The organism is Chryseobacterium sp. FR048 (assembly GCF_056844665.1).
The window spans coordinates 156,460-176,280 of record NZ_JBXDSE010000009.1 but is presented as its reverse complement, the minus strand read 5'-3'; the positions used below and the strand labels follow the sequence as shown (position 1 = coordinate 176,280).

Sequence of the window (19,821 nt, the reverse complement as noted above, 5' to 3'; positions counted from 1 at the left end):
AAGTTTGATTGTATTCGAAATTAATCAAATTTTATTAATTGAAGTAAATTATTCTTGAAAATATTTATTTTTAGATGAATTTTCTGTGTTTGAGAGGGTGCTGGCTTATATTGGAGAAAAGTCATCAGGGAATTGATTGTATCCGGGTGAAATCTTGCCCTGTGACAAGTTGGATTTCGTAATGACTTGGTAATTTTAGCGATCCGAATGGTTTAATAACTTAAAACCGGATCATAAAACAGACTCAATTAACATCACATAATATGAATACAAAATTTGAAGCAGGCATCAATATAGCCATCAAAATTCCCAAAAATAAATATGAAAAGACAGTAGCTTTTTACAGAGATATTCTGAAGCTGGCTATTGAAGAAAAACCGATCACCAATCCTACTGTTTCCAGAACCCATGAAGTAAAATTCGGGCACAATGTGATATGGTTGGACTGTGTGGACAACTATACCCATTCTGAAACCTGGTTTCAGCTTACCGTTCCTGATGTAGAGGAGGCTACAGAATATCTGAGATCGAATGGAGTAGAGACTTGTGATGAAATTGAAGAACTTCCTGAAGGAATGCATTGGATTACAGACCCGGCAGGCACGGTTTTTAATGTACAGAAAGGAAAGCATAAATAATATCATTGCGATTCAGGGAATCTGTATCTCTCGGATGTTATCTTGCTAAAAAAGAAAAACCTGCTGGTATAGGCAGGTTTTTTTAAAGAATAATAAAAGGTTTTATCTGGGTTGCTGTTGTGTGACACAGTGTACCATTCCGCCATTGGCAAATAAGTTCCGGCAATCGATTCCCACCACCTGTTTGCCAGGATACAGCTTTTGAATAATCTGATTGGCAACAGCATCATTCGGGTCGTTATAATTAGGAACCAGTACCCGGTTGTTGGCGATATAATAATTGATGTATGAGGCACGGCCTACATTCTTCCCATAAGTGGTGATCACTTCATTTTGGGTCAAAGGAATTTTTACAAACTGGTAAGCTGCACCGTTTTTATCTGTAGCGCTGTAAAGCTTACTGATGTCACTGCCGGGAACCTGCCAGTAGGTCAGATCACCTGTGTTCATCGTGACAATGGTGGAGGCATTGGCAAATCTTGCAAACCCGTCAATGTGCATATCGGTAATGTCAAGTCCGGCTTTACCTTCCAGCCAGATAAATTTGGTGATTCCCAGATTTTTGGTAAATATAGCTTCTGCCTGCTGCTGTGTCATTCCCGGATTTCTGTTCGTATTAAGAATAGAACTTTTACACGCCATCAATACGCCATTGCCATCAATTTCCACACTTCCTCCTTCGTTGATCATTACTGAATTAAGATCTACTTTCGGAACATTAGTGTCTGCAGCAATTTTAGAAGGAACAGCATTACAGTTGTTGTATTGAGCTTTATTGCCCCAGCCGTTAAAACCCCAGTCCTGGATAAACAGCTTTCCGTTTTTATCCTTTACATAGATAGGTCCGTTATCTCTTACCCAAAAGTCATCCGTAGGATAAAGTTTAAAATCGATATTGCTGAGCGAAACTCCGGCATTATTCAACAACGAGATGATTCTTTCTTTTTCCGTGCTGTCATAAGCAATGATGTGAACCTTTTCACTTTGTACCAGTTCTTTGGTCATGGCTACCCAGGTAGGATCCAGTCTTTTGCGGTAGGTAATGCCATATTGATATTCGTGAGGCCACTGAAGCCAGGTTCCTTCATGCGGAGCAGATTCTTCCGGCATTTTATAGACAATAGTACTGGGATCTGGTTTACTCGTAGGTTGATCTGTTGTTTCGTCTTGCGTACTGCAGGACAATACAATAAAAGGTAGTAACAGGAGCATGATTTTTTTTCTTTGCATGATTGATCTTTTTTGATAGGGCAAAATTAAATCGATCAACATGGTCAGACTTGTCCAAAATTGACAATCTATTTCAGAGGCAACAAAATATAGGTTAGCTGTTCCTCCTGATCATTTGGGTCAGCTGCATGCCTTTCGTATTTCTCGATAATCGGAGTATGGGAAAACTCAAGCCCCGAATTAAAGATCCAGCGTGAATAAATTTTGGTATAAGTATCGTCTATGGTTTCATAGCTGCCGATATGAGGAAACCGGGCATATTTGCCTCCTAAAATAGTTTTTGAGGGTAATTTTTTGTTTTGAGCCTGTAAAGTGGCACATGCGTCATAACGGCAATTGATTTCGGTTTTGATCAGCGGTTCGTCTGCTATAACTCCAAAATATTCCGTACCGGAAGCAGGAAATTCATTTTGCATAAACCTTTCCCATAGCCATTCAATTTCTTCATTGTTGTAATAGGTGCTGACACTCTGATAATATACCTGAACCGGCTTAAGGTACACAATTTCAGGTTCCAGCAATACGTCAGATGTTATCGGAATGAGCTCATCTCCGCAAAGAAGCTGCTCCTTATTCAGCCTTGCTGCCTTGGGAGAAATCCCGAAATGCTGTTTGAAGGCTTTGGAAAAAGAGGCGATATTGGCAAAACCTACTTCAATGGCAATAGAAGTAAGGTTTTCCTGAGTATAAAGGATTCGTTTATAGGCATTTTCAACCCTCAGTCTTTGCTGGAAAGCTCCTATGGTTTCTCCACAACTGTATTTAAAGATGCGCTGGATGTTCCTGTAAGAATAATGGGAAATCTCTTCCAGATCCTTTACAGAGACTTGCTGATCATAATTTTTTTCCATAAAATGGATCACTCTATAGATGCAGTTCATTTGATCTTCCATAGGCTGTTAAATAAATTACAAATAAAAGAAATAAAAAAGGTCCCAACAATATTTAAACAGAATAGACCCACATAGAAGTCTGTTCAGTTGATCTCCATAGTATATAGTATCAAAAACCGGATTATTACCATAGAAACTATTTTTTGCCTGGATTTTTATAAGTCTATAGATAAAAATCTATTTAAAAAAGCAATTATATGCTGTTTTATGGTTGAAAATATCAATCTATTTATTCTACTTTTGTACTTCCTTATATTTTAATTATTTCCTTATTACTTATTCTAATACTTCATGATTGCTCATTCCAGGCTTGTTTTCTCTTTTTGTAAATCAGCAGTTACCCGTAAACAGATTATATTCCTCTTTATATTTTTTATACAAAGTTGTCATTTCTTTTCCTGTCAGGATTTGAACAGGGCCAGCGAAATGTATCAATGGCTCAGCTTATCAGATGATTATATGTATGTGGATTTTGGGAAAATGCGTCAATTTTCTGAGAAAGCACTCAAAGCAGCAGGGGAGGAAAAAGATTCTGAAAGAAAAGCAATGTCCTATTATTATATGACACGTTCTTTAGTTTTTTTCAGAAACTTTGATGAGGGTGCCGAATACCTCGAAAAAGGGCTTCAGGAAAAGGCACTCCAGAAAAATAAGGTATTAAAAGCTGCCTTTCTGAATCTACAGGCTGTTTATTATAGCAGAATGTCTTTATTTGAGCAGTCTTATCAGAATTATAATGAGGCACTCAATCTTTTGGAATCAAGGGATGATCTGGAATCACAACTTATAATTGCCAATGTATATTCAGGAATTGCCGATTATTATACTGAGCGCAAAGATTATAAAATGGCTCATTTATATGCGGATAAATCTATAATGATTTCTGAAAAAATTCCCCTGAACGAGTATCTTTCTGCTAAGAAAATGTATAGAAACAGACCTTTTATTTATTTCCATAAAAGCTGGATCTTTTTACAGGAAAAAAATCCTTCTTTGGCATATTCATCCATTCAGAAAGGGTATGAGCTGGCACTTCTTGAAAAATATCAATATCTGGCACCTTTCTATGAAGCCTTTGGGGATTATTATTTCCAGACTCATGACTATAAAAATGCAGTTACTTTCTATGAAAAATGTATTGAAAATAAGGAAAAGTTTGGTCAATACTCTGCATTCGTAGATTCTAAAATAGCGGCAGCCTATAAAATGTTGGGTGATCATAAGCAGGAAATTTATTACCTGCAAAGGGCTGAGGGGAGGCATAAAGAAGATATGGAAGATGATAGAAAGATTGTTCAGAAAGAACTGGACAGAATGTTAATCAAAAAGCAACAGGAGAAAACCGAGTTGGAAAAAAATGGAGCAATGATTATCATATTGTTAATCTCTGTTTTTATTCTGCTTTTGATGGTTGTGATCATCCGCTCTAAAAAAATAAGAAGAAGAAAAGCAAAGATCATCGGAGAGCAAAAAAGAAGGCTTTCTGAAAAAGAGTCTGAAATAAAGAAGCAAGAGGGCAAAATTGAAAAACTAGAACAAAAAGTCACCGAATCCTTTTCCGAGCTCAGTGATATGGTGAAAGATAATTCTCCTCATTTCTGGGGACGTTTTCAGGAGATCTATCCTGATTTCTGTACAAAAATGCTGGACGTAAATTCTAATTTAAAAGTTTCTGAGCTCACTTTCTGTGCTTATATATACCTTGGGTTTTCTACCAAAGAAATTGCAGAATATACTTTTAAAGCTAATAAAACAATTGAAAACAACAGGTATAATCTTAGAAAAAGACTGGGCCTGAATCCGGAAGAAGATCTGATGATCCAGATCAGAAAGTATATAGATAAAGTCTGATCGTGTTTGAGTTTTTCGTCATACCCTATAAAGAGCCTTCAAAAGGTTCTTTTTTTTTTATCATACTCTAATGAATGATACTTTTTTATAGATGAAATAAGATAAGTCTAATTTTCTTATCCCTTTGAGTTCAGAAATTATCGGGTTTTGGCTAGTTTGTAATGTATTGATTGTTAAGTTGTTTTAAAAATAGAGGGCCTAATGAGGGGGGCTGTTTTCTCCTTTTTTTAAAGAAATTTATTCTATTTGTACCTGTAAAAATTCACGATGATTATTTCAGAAAAACAAAGAACCTTTTGAACCCGGTTCTTTTCTAATGATATAAAAACATAATAATTTAAAAGATGAAAAACAGTCATTTAAAACAGTGTATTAATTTATTTTTTTTACTGCTTTCTTCCATACTTCTAGCCCAGATTACAGGAACTCATTATGTAGGAAGACCTGCCAATTATGTGTCTGCTGACAAAACGCCTACCGTTGGTAGCTTAGCTGTCATTTGTGATGGAGAAGGGAAAACTGGAAATGTTAGTAGTGGGCAGGGAGCATACAATTGTTATTGGCTCAAAGATCTAAATCCAATAACAGTAAAATTGAATATGGCCAGTCCTTCCAAAATAAGCGCCATGTCATTTTATGGCCCCTGGGGGTTTGATGAATGGGTTAAAGATGTTGAAATCAAATTTTACAATAATAGCAATGCACTGCTAGGGACTGAAACTTTAACATTGCCTCAGATAAGCGGAACAGCATATTCTAATGTTCCATTGTCAGCAGTATACATTAATGTAGCAAGGGTAGAATTTAAAATTGTGAGTGGTTATGGAATTAGTCCAATCAACAGAGTGTCATTAAGTGAGATCGTATTCAAAGATCAGATTGTAGATGTACCTGTGATACAGCAGACTGCAGCGAGTTGCTCAGCTGCCGGAACTGCAACGATTACCAATTACAACAGTGTCATTACTTATCAGTTTTCACCTTCCGGTCCCAGTGTAGGAGCGGGAGGGGTTATCTCCGGGATGACAGCAGGAACCAATTATACGGTAAAAGCAGTCTATAATGGTGATGTATCGGCAGCAAGTACTTCATTCAGTATTGCGGCAAAGCTTCCGACTCCAGTTACCCCTACGGTGAACACAACTCCGGCAAGTTGCTCAGCATCCGGAACAGCTACCATAAGTAACTATAATTCTGCTTATACCTATACATTTTCACCATCAGGACCGAGCGTAAGCACAGGAGGAATTATCTCCGGGATGACAGTAGGAACTAACTATACCGTAACGGCAAAAAGTGCCAGTTGTACGTCATCAGCGAGCGCTTCATTCAGTATTGCAGCGATGCTTCCGACTCCAGTTGTTCCTACGGTGAGCACAACTCCGGCAAGTTGCTCGGCATCCGGAACGGCTACAATAAGTAACTATAACTCTGCTTATACCTATACATTTTCACCATCAGGACCGAGTGTAGGGGCAGGAGGGAAAATCTCCGGGATGGTAGCAGGAACTAACTATACTGTGACGGCAAAAAACAGTAGTTGTACATCAGCCTCAAGTGCTTCATTCAGTATTGCGGCAATGCTCCCGACTCCAGTGGTTCCTACGGTGAGCACAACTCCGGCAAGTTGCTCGGCAGCTGGTACAGCTACCATAAGTAACTATAATTCTGCTTATACCTATACATTTTCACCCTCAGGACCAAGTGTAGGGGCAGGAGGGATTATCTCCGGTATGACAGCAGGAACTAATTATACCGTAACGGCAAAAAGTGCCGGTTGTACGTCAACAGCGAGTGCTTCATTCAGTATTGCGGCAATGCTTCCGACACCAGCTGTTCCTGTGGTAAGCGTTATAGCTGGTACAGCCACGATAAGCAATTATAATTCTGCTTATACGTATGTGTTTTCTCCAGCGGGACCGAGTGTGGGGGTAGGAGGTATAATTTCCGGTATGATTGCAGGAACCAGCTATACAGTAACAGCCAAAAATGGAAGCTGTACATCGGCAGCAAGCACATCCTTCAGCTTTTTATGTACCAAACCTGGGGATTTTTCATCAGCGGGAGTTCCTACCAAATTTGGTATTACCGTTCAGCAAAAGCAATCAGGATGGCCGGAAAGTATCCCGAACGGATTCATTACCCTGGAATCGAAAACAAAAGGATTGGTGATAACAAGAGTTCAGAATCAGACGGTTATTGCAGATCCGAAAGAAGGAATGCTTATTTATGACATCGATGCCGCTTGTGTGAAACTATATAACGGTACCCTATGGAACTGTATTCAAAGAAGCTGTAACAATTAAAATTAAATCAATATGAAAAACACATTCATCATAACAGCATTCTGCTCACTGGCATCTTATGCCAGTGGTCAGGTTGCGATCAACAAAGAAAATATCAACGGAACAAGTACAGTATTGGATTTTGATAATACAACAGGTAATTCTAAAGGAATTATTCTTTCTTCAGTAGAGAATGCACCACCGGTACTTACTGCTGACAATAATGGAACGTTTCTGTTTGATAAAACCGACAGAAAAGTGAAAATGTACGAAAATAATACCTGGGTAGTACTGAGTGATTCCGGAAGCTCTTCTCAGATTATTCCCAATACAAGTGCAGAGTCCGGAAGTAATCAAGGTGTTATTATTGGAAAAAAAATAAGTAACGCAAAAGGTGTTTTGGTGTTGGAATCCGACGACAAAGCGATGATTCTTCCTAAAATAACCAATCCACACACCACTGTAAAGAGCCCTTATCCCGGTATGATGTGTTATGACCTTACCAGCAAATCGCTGGCTGTATTTGATGGGGCCAATTGGAATTACTGGAAATAATATAGTTGGTGAAAAGGTTGTACACACCAATTATTACAAGAAACAGATTGGGACTGTATTGATGACAAGGTCCCAAAAAACAAAATAGAATATCGATTATAAATTCTGTCAGAGGTAGCTTTCTGTCAGAATTTTTTTAAAAAACTAAAAACAACATTGTGATGAATTATAAAAGTATCCATATTGGAAATATCATCCGGACCACTGTAATGGAAAGCGGAATGGAATCTGCAAGGATCTGTAATTTCTTTAAGTGCACGGAAGAAGAAATCACCAAGATGTACTCAGATACTGACCTCACCACGGATATATTACTGAAGTGGTGCAAATTATTAGAGGTTGATTTTTTTAGGATTTACTGTCAGCATCTTATTCTTTACGCTCCGGCTTCTGCGAAAATCAGAAAATCAGAAATGAAAAAGCAAAAAGTGAATGTTTCTCAGTTCCGGAAGAATGTCTATACAAAAGAAATGATTGATTTTATTATAGAACAGATCATAACCAAAGAAAAGACCAGGCAACAGGTGGTTGATGAATACAGGATTCCCAAAACAACATTGTATAAATGGATGAATAAATATGGTGCAGCAAGTATTACGGATGAATGATATAACCTCCCGACCCCTCATCAAATCCTACTTTTGATAAATGATAATTGTTAAATTCTAAATTATAATGAATAAATCAATAAAACCTGATTACAGTAAAATATATCGCGATATTGTAGCAAAGAAGTTTCCTGACAAAAAAGAGCTTTGTTCCCATATCCTGAAAAAGAAAAACCTCTCGGTGTTGGATATTATTGAGGTCAATACTTTATTATTTCAAAAGAAAAAGCCTGAGTCGGGGGCAATTAATCAAAGATTTCGTGCTTATGACAAATCAACAATCCTTCAGATATTGGATTTTCAGAAAATAAATGGTTTGAATAATAAACAATTGGCTTTACACTATAAACTAAGTAGGAATACGGTTACAAAATGGAGAAGACAGTTTTTAGTATAGTTTTTTATTTTGAATGAAAATGTTAAGGATACAGAACTACTTATAATAACCATCTATAATGGAAATTTAGCTTATAAAACAGGTTGAAGCTTTTTAAAACACCTATCAATTTTTATTAATTTTAATACCTTTGATCATCAAATTATTAATATTAAACAATTCTTATGAAGATGAAATCATTCACCCTGATCTTAACCTTAGTTTTTCAATTAATAAGTATAAACGCATTTTCGCAGAAATCAGCAGGCCTGAATTCCTTACTCAATAAAGATTCCGAGTTTATTTTTCCGCAGACCACTGATAAAATTTCAAAAGTGTTGCGTGCAGAAACTGTTTTTTATGAAGATGCCAATGAGGAAAAATATGCGAAGTGGCTTACACCGTCCGGGCTGGAACTTTACAGCAATCTTGGAAAGAATAATACAGTCAACGAAATATTCTTTGACATTCCTGATAATAAGTTTTTAATTGTTGAAGGTTTGCCATTTGGTCTTGCGATGAATAAAACGACACTTCAGGAAAGCAAAACAAAATTCAGTAAACATGGAGCTAAAGTTCAAAAGCTTGGTGATGACAGCGAATATTCAGGTGGTTCAAAATTGACCTTTAAAAAAGGAACGCGCTATGCAACATTACTTTTTGATAACAAGAACCTGCTGAAATTCGTAAGCATTACGAAAGAACTTATTGATCCTGCAGCGAATTAAAAAACTGTAATAGTTGCTGAAAAAAATCTAATGCAAAGATTTTATCTCTCGCGCTAACTTTGTAGGTATATAGAGAGAAATCTGTACAATACCTCGGAAATTTTAATTGCCACGAATGCCCTAATAAAAAAAGAATTCGTGCATTCGTGGCAAAAAAAAAACGACCGTTTCACACAGCCGCTTGATATTTTAAATAAACAGTTTCGAAGGATACTTTATCACTTTTTTCAGTTTCGCAAAAACTGTCCAATTCCTGCAGAATCAAACGTGAAAACCGATTGATTTTCAGACTTATCAATTTTACTGCTAATGGTTAATGCCCAAAGCACCAGTTCTTTGCAGAAATTCTGATCTTCTTTGCTTAATTCTGAAGTATTTTCTTCCACTACCGTAGTTAAAGGAGTGATCTTATCGAGTTTAGCATAGAATTCTTCATCCGTATCATTATAGTTGAGTTCAAGGTGATTTTTGTTGAACCATCTGATCAGATCGGTGTAAGGTGTTTTTATATCTTCTTTTTCAAGCTTGGGAATGCGTGGGAACAGGTTTTCAAACTGTCTCATCACCGCTTTATCAATCAATAGTCTGGCCACATAATCGGCACCTTCCTGCTCACCTTCGTATACAAGTTCAATTTTCCCTGTAATAGATGGGATAATAGACATGAAATCAAGCAGTCGGACTGTTGTTCTCTCAACTCCTGATTCAATAAGTCGTAACTTTGCGGCTGCGACCAGGTTTTCCATAGCACTGATGGTCAGACGGGCACTTACACCACTTTTAGCATCTACATATTCACTGTCACGGGCTGCAAAAGCGACTTCTTCCAAAAGATCTTTGGCAAGATCCGGAATCAGAATCTTTGAATGATCTTCAGCGGAAATCATAGCTTCCTGCTCAGTGATCTGTCTGGCTAAGGCGATTGTTTTAGGATAATGTGTGAAAATCTGTGATCCGATCCTGTCTTTCAGAGGCGTTACAATGCTTCCCCGGTTGGTATAATCTTCCGGATTGGCAGTGAAAATAAACTGAATATCCAGTGGCATTCTCAACTGGAAACCACGGATCTGAACATCTCCTTCCTGCAGAATATTAAATAGAGAAACCTGAATTCTGGCCTGTAAATCCGGAAGTTCATTCAGTACAAAGATAGAACGGTTGGCCCGTGGAATCATTCCGTAGTGTAAAACCCTTTCGTCAGAATAGGGGAGTTTTAAGGTTGCTGCTTTGATTGGGTCTATATCGCCGATTAAATCTGCAACATTTACATCAGGAGTAGCCAGTTTTTCGAAGAAACGTTCAGAGCGATGTACCCATGAAATAGGAGTTTCATCACCCAATTCTTCAATAAGGTCTTTGGCAAATTTTGAAATAGGGTGAAACGGACTGTCATTGATCTCAGATCCCTTTACAATCGGCATATATTCATCAAGAAGGTCTACCATACTTCTTGCAATCCTGGTTTTGGCCTGGCCCCGTAAGCCTAAAAGGTTGATATGGTGACCGGCAAGAATGGCTTTTTTCAACTGGGGAATTACTGTGTCTTCATAGCCCCAGAGTCCTTCAAATACAGGTTGTTTAGCCTTGATCCTTGCGGTTAAATTAGCCTTGATTTCTTCATTGATCGTTGTATGGGTGTATCCGGAATCTTTCAGTTCCTTGAATGTAATATCGTTTTTCATTTTCTTTTAAATAATAATTTTCTGATAAGGAATTTTACTTGTAAGTTTTTATATCCTCTTTATTCTGTTCTTCTCGTAATCTTCAAAAATCATTTGCCCCAAACCGGATAAACCTGTTAAGAAAGCTTTTCCTTTATTCTGAGCGGTAAAAGCTTCTACAAACTGACGGAGATAGGGGTCCTGGGCAATCATAAAGGTGGTAATAGGGATTTTAAGCTTTCTGGCCTGTGCTGCTCTGTTGAGGCATTGGTTCACGATGGTTTCGTCCAGACCATAGCTGTTCATATAGAATTCTCCCGATGGAAGCTGAATACAGCTTGGTTTCCCGTCGGTGATCATAAAGATCTGCTTATTGGTATTCCTTTTTCTACGCAGAATATCCATCGCCAGTTCCAGTCCGGCAACGGTATTGGTGTGATAAGGCCCGACTTTTAAGTAGGGAAGGTCTTTGATTTTAATAGGCCATGCTTCATTTCCAAACACAATGATGTCGATGGAATCTTTGGGGTATTTTCGTTTGATCAGCTCTACCAGTGCCATTGCCACTTTTTTGGCCGGAGTGATGCGGTCTTCACCATATAAGATCATAGAATGGCTTATATCAATCATCAGAACGGTGCTCATTTGTGCCTTATGCCGGGTTTCTTCCACAACGAGATCCTCTTCAGTCAGACGCAGATCAGAAATTCCGTTATTCACCTGGGCATTCTTTAGACTTTCAGTCATATTTACTGCAGACAGATCATCTCCATATTGAAAAGATCGGTTTTCACCATCCCGTTCATCACCTGTTCCTGTTTTGTTAGTACGGTGATTTCCCGTACCGTTTTTTTTCAGTTTTCCAAAAATCTGATCCAGTGCATATTCTCTCAATGCGGCCTCCAGCTTTGGAGTCAGTATATTTTTGCCCTGTCCTTTTCCGGAATTGCCTTCTTCGGAGTCTTCTTTTCTGATATAGCCCCGTTTTCTCAGGTCTTCCTCAAAATCTTCCAAAGAATATTCATCAGTAAAGATGTTGTATTCTTTATCGAGCATATCCAGCCACTCGAAAGCTTCCTCAATATCCCCGGAGGTATGGGTAAGCAAATCTTTAAATAGATCAAAAACCCGGTCAAAATTTGATATATCTTCCGGTATATGCTTGCTGAATATAAAGCCTTTCTGGGAATTAAATTCTTTATTTGTCATAAGATAATGAAGCTTTTTTGCTGTTATCTACCGTAATTATAGAATATGATAAATAATGGATAGGTATACAGCTTTGCTTTGCTTTTTTAAAGAGACAAGTTAGTAAAATATCAGATCAGGAGTTCCTGTGAGAAATAGAAAAAACTAATGGTGGTGATATGAAAATTGGAATATAATGTTAATTCTTAGTTATTAAGAATAATTTGTCTGTTTGAGACAGGAAAACCCCGGATTACTCCAGGGTTTTATCTATTATTGAGTTATTTTTTTAAATGATTACCATCCCATATAGTAATCAGAGTTTAGCCAGAACGGACGGCTCAGTCCAAAATGTTCCTGCAGCATTTTTTCAGCTTCACAGAAAGCTCCTTCTACCCAGCCTTGCTGATCAGAGTAGGCTTCACCGATAATATGAATGGCTTCATCAGTCAGGGGTTTTCTCATATAAGGCATCACATCTTTTACCGAAAAGCCGGCTTTCCATGCATGGTATCCTGCACCATAAGGATCATCGGTCCAGTCTTTAAAATAAGTAACATAAGGATCAGGAATCTCTACTTTATCACCATGTAACTCTTTGAGCTGGTTCATAAGCTCACTTACCATAAATTGGGTGGCCTGAACATCATCCAGTTCGTGCAGTTGCTCTAATGAAACAGATCGGGTAGCTCTTACTTTAAAGAGTACTTTGTCATCAGAAAGTGCTTTCCAGAAGGTCTCTGTTTCCATATCTCCGTAGCTTCCCAGCAGCATAGAGTTGTTGTTTTGAGAGTCAGTACCGAAATAATAACATTGTCTCATAGGCAGGTCGGTAATAGAATGCCCGGAATCAATATCAAGATCTTTCCACCATGGGCGTTCAAATCCCATGAGGATTTTGAAGGCTGGTTCCATAATAATAGAACGAATGTTGGTATTCAGTTCTGCATTGTCATGGGCGCTGAAAAAGAAGTTGTTCTGATCTAATAATTCCAGAGACTTTCTTGGCATCGCCAGCACCAGTTTATTCGCGTAGACCTTCCATTGAGTGTTAGAGCGCAGATTCAGAAAAGTCAGTTCATATTGGTAGGATGAGGATTGCGGATGGTCTTTTGTAAAAGTAAGCATTTTGTTTTCAGACCAGATTTTGGCACCTTCATGCTCCATATAGGCATTGGCTACTGCATAAGCGATGCTGTCGTATCCTTCCTTAATGGTCTTGTAGACTGTATTGGCAGAAAAATCGCCTACCATATAAGGGAAGGCCTCAGCAGAATTCCAGTTGATTGTATTAGAATAATATCCGCCGGCATTGGCCAGAAATTCATATCCTTCCTGAGATACCTGGTCTTTGATCAGGTTCCAGAACCCAATATCATTTACTTTACGCTGATCATAAGGTGAACCTGGGAAATTGTATATCAATCTTGGTTTTATGGCATCCCAATCTCTGCTGGTCAGCTGAAAAGCAAAATCATACACATGAGGACCCGCAATGATCTTATCACTATAATTTTCAGCCACCCATGGGTCTGCCGTCAGAACATTATAAATGATCTTGTTGAATAACTGGTCAGAGCTGAACCCTTCATCGTGATGATTCAGATAATATCGGGTGGGCAGTTTTCTGTTTTCTTTCTGAGCCTGCTCCCAGTCGCTTTGTTTGAAACGTTCTTTGCGAAGGTACATGAGCAGTTTTTCAGGATTACCCATCGGGAACGGAATAGGAGTCATAGAGTCTTTCAGGACGGGAGTTCGTTTACTCAGATCAGTTTCCGTTAACGGATAGCCTTCTATTAATGTCGTTACAATTTCCTGGGAAGTCAGATAGCGCATACCTCCAAGTTCTCCCCAGAAGTCCATGCCGGGCATAATGACAGATTCCAGTCTTCCGCCCAGTTTATTGCTCATATCGAAGATCTGTACTTCGTGGGCTTTATATTTTTTGTCGGTTACCAGACGGTAAGCAGTGTATAATCCGGATGTTCCGGCTCCTATAATAGCAACTTCTGTTTTCAGATCAGGATGTGATCCCGGATCAAGGTGGGTGTTTTTATTCATGGTTTTAAGGTTTATTAAAGGGCTAAGAAATATTTGCGTCCAAGCTGGAAATGTGAAATGTCAAAATCCGTATGCCCGTCTAACGCGAGATCAGACATGATTTTTCCTAAAAAGGGAGTGAATTTGGCTGCCCATCCTGTGGCATATACTACAATGTTTTTATGGTTGGGAACGTATTTCGGAGCAAAATCAATCAGAAGTTCTTTATTGGGGATTGTGCTCAGCGCAATCAGACATGTTGAGGTATATTCAGGTTCAGAATCAAGGCCTGTCATATGGTTTTTTATCCAATCGGAAGTATAACTCAGTTCCTCCGGATTGGGAATGAATGTTCTGTCGTTCGGTTCTTCAAGAGGAGTAATGACAAAATCAGGAGCAACGCGGATGTATTCCGGATGATCCCAGTCTACAGATGGAAAACCATAAAACTGATTGCCGTTTTGGCCTACAGAATTCTGGAAAACAAACCAGGTAGGATATTGTATATCCGGATCTGTCTTTTTGAAATACGCTGATGCCATATTCCAGTAAGTGGCTTCTATTTTAAAATCCAGAAGATTGATGACACTGTTGATATAAGGTCCCGGGATGATGGTCAGCTTTTTAGCAATATAAATTCCGTTAGGAGTGAGGACCTCAAATAGCTCATCCTTAGGGGTAATCTGAAGTACAGGCGAATTTTCTTCCAGTTGAACGGTTTCTTCTTTTCTGCAAAGATTCAGAAGGGTTTCGATGGTGGCTTTAAAGTTGATGCTGGCTCCGTCAGGCTGAAATAATCCGGTATAATTATCGGGCAAATTTCTGAAATGATACTGATCTTCTATTTCCTTTGCCGTAAGAGTAGAATAAGGAACTCCCAAAGCTTTCAGGGCTTTCTCTGCTTCCGCAATATTTCCTTCGGTAGAATGTACTTCCGGATCTCCGAACCATAGCGTACTTACTTTGTCCAGAAGCTCCGTTTCGGTTTCCTTCTGCAGTTCGTCCCAGTAGGGTTGGGCCTCAAGTGCCATTTTTACCATATATTCGTCAGGATACGGAATTCGGAACTGGCGGGATACTCCTGCAGAGCTTCCCTGTTGGTTCACAAAGGTAAATTGCTCCAGAACCAGTGTTTTTGCTTTCCTTTTGCCGAGATGGTAGGCCGTAGCCAGACCTATTGCACCCCCGCCAATGACGATTACGTCGTAGTTTTCTGTAATCATGGGTTATTTGTTTTTTAGTTTTATAATGATAAGCAGATACAGAAAGCTGAGCTCCGGCACATTGAGGATGTACTGTCATTACTGATCTGTCATCTGATTTCTGATTCTGATAAAAAAGTAAACTTCCGGTACAGGTAAGTATTATTGACCACTCAATAACAGATGGGTTTTATAAGCATTTCAAAGTAACAAAGAAGGAGGAAGCTATTGTATAGTGTAAATAACCAATTATTGCTTTGGGTATAAATACCTACTGGTATAATGGTAATAAGTTGATCAGTATAATCATTTATCATTCATCATAATTCCAGGAATATTCTTACTATTTTGTTCCGTCTTTTTTTTGCATCTAAACCTGAAGAAATGGTTATTCTGAATGGAATTTTGAAGTGGTAAAAGCATTTTAATATAAAATAACATTGAATTTATCCGATTTTACCCGATATTTACTATTATTATGAAGTGAAAATTTACTTTAACTTTGTAAATTGTGTGGTATATTCAGTATTGTAAAATGTTTGATAATAATGATATATCATTGAAAACTAATGCAAGGCTTAGAGAAATTTAATTTAGCTGACCGACAGATATGAAAAGTAAATTCTTAAATTTTAAATTGAGGAAAGTTGTTCATTACTCATTGATCATATGTATTTTGTTGATACAGGTCATTATCGCCATATTTTTTTATAACGAATTTGTCAACGGAAAGAAGCTCCAGTTTATCAAAAATCAACTGGAGGATAGCAGGGCGTTGGGCGGATTGACGGATAATTCAAGAAAAGATTTTCTGGCTGCTCAGGAGCATTTCCAGAATTATATGGCCACTCAGGATGATAAAGATCTGCAGCTATATTTCCAGTCTCTGAAAAAACTTAAACTGAACTTTGACAAGATCAGCGAATACGAGAATACAAGCCCCAGACTGAAAAAGAATCTGGCTCAGCATAAAAAAGATACTCTGAAAGCTACCCAGCTGAAGACATTGATCGATTCAGTATATCAGACATCCCTGAACCCGCCTGCCAAGATCGGGGATAAGAAATATGAACCGGAAAAATATAAAAATGATTTTGAGGATTTCAATATTCAGACCCGTACTTATGCAGATACGATCAAGAAAAAAGGCTTTTTCGGAAGGTTAAAAGATGCTGTGACCGGCAAAGTGGATGTGCAGAAAGAAAGTACAGTCATCACTTTAACGAATAATAAGACCATAGATATTTCTCAGGTAAAGTCGAAAATGGATAATACCATAAAATCTATGGATAAGCATTACGCCGCTGAAGTAAAGAAAGTTCAGCAGTATGCCGTTCAGAACCAGAAGGATAACCTGAGGTTTTATAGCACCTTCAGTAAGCTGTTGGTATACAGCAACGGATTGATCGATGTATATGAAAGTGCAATCAAGGATTTTAAAGCAGAGCTGGAAAAAGAATATAATAAGCAGAGTTCAGACAATAACAGGATCAGAACGTATCTTGTTCTGGGGCTCATGGTGCTGATGTTTATTGTATCTATCCTGATCATGTATTTTACAAGAATGGCATTCGTCTATGAACGTAAGCTGAATGAGGCTCATGATGAAATTAAAAAGAATCTTAGTTTCAAAAACAGAATATTGGGAATGCTGAGCCATGATCTGAGGTCGCCGCTGAAGATTATTAATATTTTTATTGATAAAATTCACAGATCTACTCAGGATGAAACCATCAAAGATTACCTGAAATCAATCAAGTTTACCAACAGTACTTTACTGCTGCAGTCTAATCAGATCCTGGAATATACAAAGAATCAGGATGCGGAGAAAAGACTGATACAGTCTGTTTTTAACCTTAAAGATGAGATCAATTCTATTGTAAAAGTCATCACTCCTTATCTGGAAACCAGAAATAATAAGTTTGTGGTAACGGACAGAATTCCGGCAGATGTAGTGGTAAACTCAGATAACATCAGGATCAATCAGATCTTTATGAATATTCTGGGGAATGCAAATAAATTTACAGAAAACGGGCAGATAGATCTTACGATGGTCACTGAACCTGTCGATAAGAATACCATCGCACTCATTACCACGGTAGGAGATACAGGGATTGGAATTTCCGAATCGGATCTGGGCAAGATCTTTGATCCTTATTATCAGGGAATGGTTTCTGATGAGGTGGATAATCTGGGCGCAGGGCTGGGCCTTAATCTGGTGAAAGAGATTGTGGAACTTTTTGACGGGGAAATATCTGTAGCCAGTAAACTCCACAAAGGAACGAAAATAACATTCAGGATCAATTTAAATATCAATAATAATGGAGCAACCAATGGAAAATAAGGAAATTGTATTTCTTTTAGCAGATGATCACAGTATTGTACGACAGGGGATGGAAATCGTTATCAGCGATATTGTTCCGGAAGCTAAAATTCACCAGACTTCATCATTACATCAGGTGGTAGAGCTTGTAGAATCAAAAGGGATAGAAATGGCGGTTATTGACGCCCATTTTCCGGATGGAAACAGTCTGCATATTTTGCCACAGATGAAAGCTGCAAATCCTAATCTTAAAATTCTGATTTTTACAGGTCTTGAGGAAGATCTGCATGCCCTTAAATTCATTAAAGCCGGTGCCAATGGCTATCTGAGCAAATTGAGTGAAGAGGATGAAATAAGAGATGCCCTGACTGCCTTTATAGAAAGAGGAGAATACTTTTCTCCCGTTGTCCGGAATTTATTGGTACAGTTTGTTTATAATCCAAATCTGATCAGCCCGCTGAGCCAGCTTACTAAGAGAGAAATGGAAATTGCCGGAATGTATGCTGACGGATATGGGAATCTGGAAATTGCGAATACTTTAAACATAAAGCAAAATACAGTAAGTACTATCAAAAAAAATATTTTTGAAAAATTAGAAATAGAAAATCTGGTAGAGCTGATTGATCTTGTCAAAACACATCACAAAATATAGGTCCTTTAAGGGAAAATTCTTCATTTGTTCTGTTCTATCGATAAATATCTATGCTTCGATCGATATGTATCGATGGGTTTTATAGGTGGTTTTATTCAACGATGTCGTTACTTTGCAGTATAAAATTTACCAAATAAAAAAAGTATGATTTAAGTAAATCAAAAAAATACTTTTCTTCGAAGGTAAGTTGTATGCAAAAACACACAATGATGATAACTATAGAGATAATAAACTATAGTTATACAAAACACAGGTGATGAAAGGAAATTAAACAAATGATGAAATAAAATAAAGAGGTGTATGAATGACTTTTAGCGAGAACTTCTTGAAAAAAAAACCAAATGATAAAAAAACACAAATCTATATAAGGAGGTTCAGGCAGGTTATTAGTACAAAACAAAAGGAGGCAGTAAAGCCTCCTTTTTTATTGGTCATACCAGCATATAGAGTAAAACTTATGGGATCAATCTCAAAAGTTGTGGACCAAGCAAAAAAATGAGTTCATCTGAATAGAAAAAATTTTATATTCTTTACCAATTAGAATCAACAGTTGTGGAGATAGGTTTTCACGCAAAGCTTCATGTTTGTGTATGCTTTATTTTAAGTGAGCTAAGAAGGGATCGATTTTCAATCGATCTGAAGAAGCGAGCGCATAGTCACAAAGCTTCATCAGCGAAGAAGTTGCATTACTTAGCTTCCTAAAATAAAGTATTCGAATTACTAATTCTTTGCGTTTATAAATTTTAGAATAATCAATCAGTATTCAATTGTTTTACCAAAGCTTTTGAGCATGATCCTGATTCATTGTATCATTTACGAAACTTCTTGGAGCAGTTCATGGAGATGCATTCGCTTAGAAAAAATCAGTTTCATTGATTCTATTCTTTGCTTCCTTAAGAATATGGGATAAGATGCTAAAAATCTTTGCTTCAATTAAATTCCATAAAAACAATCAATATGGTCCCCCAGCTTTTGCGCTTGATCCAACTTATGGGCCGATGTGGTTTAAAACAACTCCTTTGGGATCAAGCACTGGTTCTTTGGATCAAATGCCCAATTGGGATCTAATAAAAAGAATCTGAGTATTCGTAATGTACAAAATATCAAATACGATTATCATTTCCGTATAAGACGGCGTTTCCATGTCTTTTGCGTACAATCTGATGCAATGCTTTCCGGAACTCATCAATAGCATGAGGCTCTACAATCATCTCAAACTGAATTTTACATTGGTTTTCAGGCCGTCGGTAGGTCTCAGTGGCCATGGTAATCTGAACACCAATATGAGAAAGTGAGTCGGCAGGATAGAGCTTCATAGAGAAATAGGAAAGACTGGAATCTTTATAACCCAGTTCATAAAAGAGGATCTTTTCGTTTTTTGGGTAATCAATAAGGCTTTTGGCAAAATCTTCGAGAGATTCAGGATCTCCATAGTCCCACATTTCTCCGGAGAAAACCGTATTGGAGCCTTTGATGGTAAATATGAGATCTACATCAGCTTCACTTACTGCAATTTCTAGGTACGATTTCAGGTTCATGGTATATTCCGGATGTTTTTATTTTTCAAATATAATCAATTCACTTCGGGATT

Annotated in this window: 16 protein-coding genes; 9 read left to right on the top strand and 7 right to left on the bottom strand. The window is 37.8% G+C overall.

Annotation, left to right across the window (positions count from 1 at the left end):
* Nucleotides 1–263: 263 nt before the first annotated feature.
* Nucleotides 264–638 (top strand): VOC family protein, encoded by a 375-nt coding sequence (locus AC106K_RS23020; protein WP_482447834.1) that lies wholly within the window; start codon nt 264–266, stop codon nt 636–638.
* Between the two features lie 102 nt (nt 639–740).
* On the opposite strand, the gene AC106K_RS23015 is transcribed toward AC106K_RS23020, so the two are convergent.
* Together AC106K_RS23015 and AC106K_RS23010 are read right to left on the bottom strand one after the other, a co-directional pair.
* Complete coding sequence (locus tag AC106K_RS23015; protein WP_482447833.1) at nt 741–1,868, bottom strand: agmatine deiminase family protein; 1,128 nt, start codon at nt 1,866–1,868, stop codon at nt 741–743.
* 68 nt (nt 1,869–1,936) lie between these two features.
* The gene (locus tag AC106K_RS23010) at nt 1,937–2,761 is read right to left on the bottom strand and encodes an AraC family transcriptional regulator (RefSeq protein WP_482447831.1); all 825 of its coding nucleotides are present in this window, start codon (nt 2,759–2,761) and stop codon (nt 1,937–1,939) included.
* A 426-nt stretch (nt 2,762–3,187) separates the two neighbouring features.
* Between AC106K_RS23010 and AC106K_RS23005 the strand changes: the two genes are divergently transcribed.
* The 6 genes from AC106K_RS23005 (at nt 3,188) to AC106K_RS22980 (ending at nt 9,164) form a co-directional block, all read left to right on the top strand.
* A complete protein-coding gene (locus tag AC106K_RS23005; RefSeq protein WP_482447829.1) occupies nt 3,188–4,612 on the top strand; it encodes a tetratricopeptide repeat protein in 1,425 nt (474 codons plus the stop codon).
* A gap of 344 nt (nt 4,613–4,956) precedes the next feature.
* Nucleotides 4,957–6,918 carry a hypothetical protein gene (locus tag AC106K_RS23000; protein WP_482447827.1) on the top strand — a complete coding sequence of 654 codons (1,962 nt, stop codon included), beginning with the start codon at nt 4,957–4,959 and terminating at the stop codon, nt 6,916–6,918.
* A gap of 12 nt (nt 6,919–6,930) precedes the next feature.
* Complete coding sequence (locus AC106K_RS22995; protein ID WP_482447825.1) at nt 6,931–7,452, top strand: hypothetical protein; 522 nt, start codon at nt 6,931–6,933, stop codon at nt 7,450–7,452.
* Between the two features lie 161 nt (nt 7,453–7,613).
* Nucleotides 7,614–8,060 (top strand): transposase, encoded by a 447-nt coding sequence (locus AC106K_RS22990; protein ID WP_482447824.1) that lies wholly within the window; start codon nt 7,614–7,616, stop codon nt 8,058–8,060.
* 67 nt (nt 8,061–8,127) lie between these two features.
* Nucleotides 8,128–8,457: a helix-turn-helix domain-containing protein gene (locus AC106K_RS22985; protein WP_482447823.1), complete on the top strand. Its 330-nt coding sequence runs from the start codon at nt 8,128–8,130 to the stop codon at nt 8,455–8,457.
* A 164-nt stretch (nt 8,458–8,621) separates the two neighbouring features.
* Nucleotides 8,622–9,164: a hypothetical protein gene (locus tag AC106K_RS22980; RefSeq protein ID WP_482447822.1), complete on the top strand. Its 543-nt coding sequence runs from the start codon at nt 8,622–8,624 to the stop codon at nt 9,162–9,164.
* A gap of 227 nt (nt 9,165–9,391) precedes the next feature.
* Here AC106K_RS22980 and AC106K_RS22975 read toward each other — a convergent pair whose 3' ends face one another.
* The 4 genes from AC106K_RS22975 to AC106K_RS22960 form a co-directional block, all read right to left on the bottom strand.
* Entirely contained in the window at nt 9,392–10,846 is a 1,455-nt protein-coding gene (locus AC106K_RS22975) for a sigma 54-interacting transcriptional regulator (RefSeq protein ID WP_482447821.1), read from the bottom strand.
* 48 nt (nt 10,847–10,894) lie between these two features.
* Complete coding sequence (locus AC106K_RS22970) at nt 10,895–12,034, bottom strand: vWA domain-containing protein (RefSeq protein ID WP_482447820.1); 1,140 nt, start codon at nt 12,032–12,034, stop codon at nt 10,895–10,897.
* A gap of 276 nt (nt 12,035–12,310) precedes the next feature.
* Complete coding sequence (locus AC106K_RS22965) at nt 12,311–14,074, bottom strand: flavin monoamine oxidase family protein (protein WP_482447819.1); 1,764 nt, start codon at nt 14,072–14,074, stop codon at nt 12,311–12,313.
* A 14-nt stretch (nt 14,075–14,088) separates the two neighbouring features.
* Nucleotides 14,089–15,276, bottom strand: a complete 1,188-nt coding sequence (locus tag AC106K_RS22960) for an FAD-dependent oxidoreductase (RefSeq protein WP_482447818.1) — start codon at nt 15,274–15,276, stop codon at nt 14,089–14,091.
* 616 nt (nt 15,277–15,892) lie between these two features.
* Between AC106K_RS22960 and AC106K_RS22955 the strand changes: the two genes are divergently transcribed.
* Both AC106K_RS22955 and AC106K_RS22950 read left to right on the top strand, forming a co-directional pair.
* The gene (locus AC106K_RS22955) at nt 15,893–17,599 is read left to right on the top strand and encodes a sensor histidine kinase (RefSeq protein WP_482447817.1); all 1,707 of its coding nucleotides are present in this window, start codon (nt 15,893–15,895) and stop codon (nt 17,597–17,599) included.
* Nucleotides 17,589–18,230 (top strand): response regulator transcription factor, encoded by a 642-nt coding sequence (locus tag AC106K_RS22950; protein ID WP_482447816.1) that lies wholly within the window; start codon nt 17,589–17,591, stop codon nt 18,228–18,230. The genes AC106K_RS22955 and AC106K_RS22950 overlap by 11 nt, the downstream gene beginning before the upstream one ends.
* Before the next feature lie 1,103 nt (nt 18,231–19,333).
* Here AC106K_RS22950 and AC106K_RS22945 read toward each other — a convergent pair.
* Nucleotides 19,334–19,768, bottom strand: coding sequence for a hypothetical protein (locus AC106K_RS22945; protein ID WP_482447815.1), 435 nt, complete (start codon nt 19,766–19,768; stop codon nt 19,334–19,336).
* Between the last annotated feature and the right edge of the window lie 53 nt (nt 19,769–19,821).